Source organism: Marinobacter sp. UBA2498 (genome assembly GCF_002341575.1).
In the GTDB taxonomy this organism is placed as follows: Bacteria; Pseudomonadota; Gammaproteobacteria; order Pseudomonadales; family Oleiphilaceae; genus Marinobacter; species Marinobacter manganoxydans.
Genome location: NZ_DDOI01000160.1, coordinates 3,198 through 3,819, shown reverse-complemented (window position 1 = coordinate 3,819; position 622 = coordinate 3,198). Strand labels below are relative to the sequence as shown.

Genomic DNA, 622 nt, shown 5'->3' with positions numbered 1-622 from the left:
TCATGCAGATCAAGGTGGCCCAAGGTGCCAAGCCGGGCGAAGGCGGCCAGTTGCCCGGTGGCAAGGTCAATGAACTGATCGCCCGCCTGCGTTATTCGGTCCCGGGCGTAACGCTGATTTCACCGCCGCCGCNNATCAAGATGGCCCAGGGCGCAAAGCCCGGCGAAGGCGGTCAGCTACCGGGATTCAAGGTCTCCGGCATCATCGCACGGCTGCGCCATTCGACAGAGGGCGTGACGCTGATCAGCCCGCCACCCCACCACGATATCTATTCCATCGAGGATCTGGCCCAGCTGATTTTCGACCTCAAACAGGTCAATCCGCAGGCTCTGGTGTCTGTGAAGCTGGTCTCTGAGCCCGGCGTCGGTACGATTGCCGCAGGTGTGGCTAAGGCGTACGCCGACCTGATCACGGTGTCCGGGTACGATGGCGGTACAGCGGCGAGCCCGCTGACGTCGATCCGCTACGCCGGTTCTCCCTGGGAGCTGGGGCTTACCGAAACCCAGCAGGCGCTGCGAGCCAATGACCTGCGTGGCAAGATTCGCCTGCAGACTGATGGCGGCCTGAAAACAGGTCTGGACGTGGTAAAGGGCGCGATCCTTGGTGCCGAGAGCTTCGGTTT

General features: G+C 62.7%; 1 protein-coding gene. It reads left to right on the top strand.

Annotation, left to right across the window (positions count from 1 at the left end; all coding sequences use genetic code 11):
• Positions 1–622 (top strand): glutamate synthase-related protein (locus B2W52_RS22180; RefSeq protein ID WP_414673524.1); only part of this gene is annotated, 622 nt, incomplete at both ends.